General features: G+C 67.7%; 1 protein-coding gene and 3 pseudogenes. 1 reads left to right on the forward strand and 3 read right to left on the reverse strand.

Annotated elements, in window-relative coordinates:
- Positions 1–68 precede the first annotated feature (68 nt).
- Positions 69–760 (forward strand): annotated as a pseudogene (locus JCM19049_RS08695) (NAD(P)H-hydrate dehydratase).
- Between the two features lie 125 nt (positions 761–885).
- Here JCM19049_RS08695 and JCM19049_RS08700 read toward each other — a convergent pair.
- The 3 genes and pseudogenes from JCM19049_RS08700 to rpsI form a co-directional block, all read right to left on the reverse strand.
- Positions 886–2,273: pseudogene (locus tag JCM19049_RS08700) on the reverse strand (UDP-glucose/GDP-mannose dehydrogenase family protein).
- A 194-nt stretch (positions 2,274–2,467) separates the two neighbouring features.
- Positions 2,468–3,812 (reverse strand): annotated as a pseudogene (gene glmM, locus JCM19049_RS08705) (phosphoglucosamine mutase).
- Positions 3,813–3,999: 187 nt separating this feature from the next.
- Positions 4,000–4,307: 30S ribosomal protein S9 (gene rpsI / locus JCM19049_RS08710; RefSeq protein ID WP_279402794.1), on the reverse strand; the 308-nt coding region annotated here is incomplete at its 5' end.

The following is a 4,307-nucleotide window of genomic DNA, read 5'->3' on the forward strand; positions in this document are numbered from 1 at the left end:
GCTCGTGCCGCCCTGATGCCGGGGTGGGGCTGCTGCGCAGCCACATGCCCGACAAGGTTCAGGCCTACATGGCGGCCAGCGCCCCGGAGGCGGTACCGCTGGGCGATCAGGAGGTCGCCGAGGCGCTCTCCCAGTCCCGGCGGCACCTGCATGGACGCGGGGCGAAGATTTCGGCGTGGGCGATTGGACCGGGCCTGGACCCCTCGGGCCAGCCGTCCGAGGTGATTGGCAAGGTCTTCAGCAGCCGCCAGCCGGCGGTCATCGATGCCAGCGGGCTGGAGATTGTCCCGGCCGGACCCAGTGAGCAGCCACGGGTGCTCACCCCGCACGCCAAGGAGCTGCGGATGCTGCTGCGCCGCGCCGGGATCACCGTCACCGCCCAGGACATTGCCGAGGAGCCGCAGAAGTGGACCCGGTGGGCGGCACTGTCCTACAACGCGGTGGTGCTGCTGAAGGGGCCAACGAACTACATTGTGGAGCCCGGGGGCAAGACCCTGGTGGTCTGCCACACCAGCCGAAGCTGGCGACTGCCGGCAGCGGGGATGTGCTCACCGGCATCCTGGGCACCCTGCTCAGCGACTCCTCGCTCACCGGCGTGCAGGGCACCGCGCTGGTCAGCAACCAGCGGCTGCTAGAGCTGACGGCCTGCGCCGCGGTGATCCACGGCGAGGTGGGACGCGTCGCCGCCGAGGACTCCACGGTGTGCGCCACCCGGCTGATCGAGGTGCTGCCCCGGGTGATGGCCCGCTTCGGCTTCTAGCCCCGCCAGGCAACCAAGGCCCGGCCGCAGACCACAGGAGCAGTGATCCTGTGGGTCTGGGGCCGGGCCCTTGGGGTTTTTGCGGATGTCCGGCGGCTCTTTCCTGCGGCCGGGCGCCGCCGTACCTAGTTGTCGGTGCCGGGAACGGGCACCACGGTCAGTGACTGGGTCTGCAGTTCGGGGCTGGCCACCTCGAAGCGCTCCCCCGGCCCGGTGATGGTCCACCCGGCCTCCCGCCACAGGCCCGGTCCAGCACGTTGCGCCCGTCAATCAACTGACGCTGGCGCACCACGGCGCCGAGCTGTTCGGGCTGCAGTTCACGGAATTCGGCCCATTCGGTCAGCAGCAGCACCGCATCGGCGTCCGCCGCGGCCTCCTTCCAGGAATCCACGTAGTGCAGGCGCGGGAAGCGGCGCCGGGCGTTGTCGTTGCCTTCCGGGTCATACACGGACACGTCCGCCCCGGAGTTGTAGAGCCGCACCGCGATGTCCAGGGCCGGCGAGTCACGCACGTCGTCGCTGTCGGGCTTGAACGTCACCCCCAGCACGCACACGTGCTTGCCGGCCAGGTTGTAATCCAGCATGGCCTCGGCCAGCGCGACCACCCGGTCACGGCGGCGCAGGTTGATCTGATCCACCTCGGCCAGGAACCCCATGGTCTGGCTCAGCCCGAGCTCGGAGACCCGGGCCTGCAGGGCACGGATGTCCTTGGGCAGGCAACCGCCGCCAAAGCCCACCCCGGCGTTCAAAAAGCGCCGTCCGATCCGGGCGTCATGCCCGATGGCGTCGGCCAGGGTGCGGATGTCCCCGCCCACGGTTTCGGTGACCTCGGCGAAGGCGTTGATGAAAGAGATCTTGGTGGCCAGGAACGCGTTGGCAGCGACCTTGACCAGTTCACTGGTTTCCAGGTCGGTGACCACCTCGGGGGTGTCCTGGGCCAGGATGTCGGCGTAGACCTCCCGCAGCCGGGCCAGGTCCTGTTCGTTCTGCACCCCGTAGACCAGCCGGTCAGGGCGCAGCGTGTCCTTGACGGCGAACCCCTCGCGCAGGAACTCGGGGTTCCAGGCCAGGGAGATGTCGCTGCCGGGCCTAGCGGCGGCCTTGATGCGTTCGCTCAGCCGGCGGGCGGTGCCCACCGGCACGGTGGACTTGCCCACGATGAGGGCGCGGCCGGTGACGTGTTCGAGCAGGCTGTCCACCGCGCCGTCCACGTAGCTCATGTCCGCGGATTGCGAGTCGGTGCGCTGTGGGGTGCCCACGGTGATGAAGTGGATGTCCGCCGCCGCGGCGACTTCGGCGTAGGAGTCGGTGAAGCGCAGCCGTCCGCCGGCCACGTGCTTCTGCAGCAGCTCGGGCAGCCCGGGTTCGTGGAAGGGCAGGATGCCGCGCGAGAGCGCGTCCAGCTTCTCCCGGTCCACATCCAGGCCAATGACTTCAAAGCCCAGTTCGGCCATGCAGGCGGCATGGGTGGCACCCAGGTATCCGGTGCCGATTACACTCACGCGTAGACTCATGTTCTACCCCCATCAGTTGCTGCCCGCCGTTTGGGCGGGCCGGTGTTGGCCGCGTCGCTGTGAGTTTATGGCCCGCAGCATTCGGGCAGGGCGGGATGTTGCCCAACCAGCGGCAAACACTGGATAAATTCTCGTCCCGGACCCGGCACGGGCCGGATCCGGGACGCAGGTGTTACAACGTTGTGTTGGCGTTCCTAGAGCGCCAGGTGCTGCAGGACCGCGGCAGCCAGCAGTTCGGCTTCGCTGCGGGCCTGTTCCTGGCTTCCGGCCTCCACCATCACCCGTACCACCGGTTCGGTGCCCGAAGGGCGCAGCAGCACCCGGCCGGTGCTGCCCAGGCGTTCCTCGGAGACGGCTACCGCGGCCATGACCTCGGCGCTGTCGTGCACGGCGGCCTTGTCCACCCCGCGCACGTTGATCAGCACCTGCGGCAGCACCGTGAGCACCTGGCCAGTTCCTTCAGGGACTTGCCCGAGGCCTTGACCCGGGCGGCCAGCTGCAGCCCGGTGAGCACCCCGTCACCAGTAGTGGCGTATTCGCTGAAGATCACGTGCCCGGACTGTTCCCCGCCCAGCGAATAGCCTCCGGCGTTCATCTCCTCCAGCACGTAGCGATCCCCCACCCCGGTTTCCCGATGGTGATCCCGTTGGCTTCCATGGCCAGCTTCAGGCCCAGGTTGCTCATGACGGTGGCGACCAGCACGTCATCCTTCAGCTTGCCCTGTTCCTTCAGGGCCAGGGCCATGATGGCCATGATCTGGTCCCCGTCGATGACGGTGCCTTCGTGGTCCACCGCCAGGCAGCGGTCCGCGTCCCCGTCGTGGGCGATGCCCAGGTCCGCGCCGTGCTCCACGACAGCGGCCTGCAGCTTCTCCAGGTGGGTGGAACCGTAGCCGTCATTGATGTTCACGCCATCGGGTTCGGCCCCAATGACCACGACCTCGGCACCGGCTGCGTTGAACACCTCCGGGGAGCAGCCCGAGGCGGCGCCGTGGGCGCAGTCCAGCACCACCTTCAGCCCGTCCAGGCGGTTGGGCAGGGTCTGCAGCAGGTGGATAACGTAGCGGTCCTCAGCGTCGGCGAAACGCGAGACCCGTCCCACCGCTCCCCCGGTGGGACGCGGCGGCTCCATCTGCAGGCACGCCTCGATGGCGTCCTCCAGCGAGTCGTCCAGCTTCTTCCCGCCGCGGGCCAGGAACTTGATGCCGTTATCGGGCGCCGGGTTGTGGGAGGCGGAGATCATCACGCCAAAGTCGGCCCCAAGGTCGCCCACCAGGAATGCGGCGGCGGGGGTCGGCAGCGTGCCGGCGTCCTTCACGTCCACACCGGAGGCCGACAGGCCCGCTTCAATCGCAGCGGAGAGGAAGTCGCCGCTGATGCGCGGGTCCTTGGCCACTACGGCTACCGGGCGTCGGCCGTCTTCAGACTGGCTCAACCCCAGAACCACCGAGGCGGCTTGCGACAGACGCATCGCCAGCTCCGGTGTCAACAGTTCATTCGCTTTTCCACGGACCCCATCGGTCCCAAATAACCTTGCCATCGTCCACCATCATATGCCTTGAACGGGGCGATAAAGCGCTGATTTGGGTGCTGGAACCCCATTCGTGAGTGAAATTTGATGCTCCTCGCACCGCCCGAGCAACGGTTTTTCACAATAGTGCTTTAAAAGGGACAAACCCCACTCCCGGAAGATCCCGGGAATGGGGTTTGTCCTGCGCAGGTACTGCTTAGCGCTTGGAGAACTGCGAGGCCTTGCGGGCCTTCTTCAGACCGGCCTTCTTGCGCTCGATGACGCGGGCGTCGCGAGTCAGGTAACCGGCCTTCTTCAGGGTCGGGCGGTTGGCGTCGCGGTCGATCTCGTTCAGCGCGCGAGCGATGCCCAGGCGCAGTGCACCGGCCTGGCCGGAGGGGCCACCGCCGTGGATGCGGGCGAACACGTCGTAGGAACCCTCAAGGCCCAGGACCTTGAACGGCTCGTTGACGTCCTGCTGGTGCAGCTTGTTCGGGAAGTAGGTTGCCAGGTCGCGACCGTTCA

It is taken from the genome of Arthrobacter sp. JCM 19049 (genome assembly GCF_001310435.1).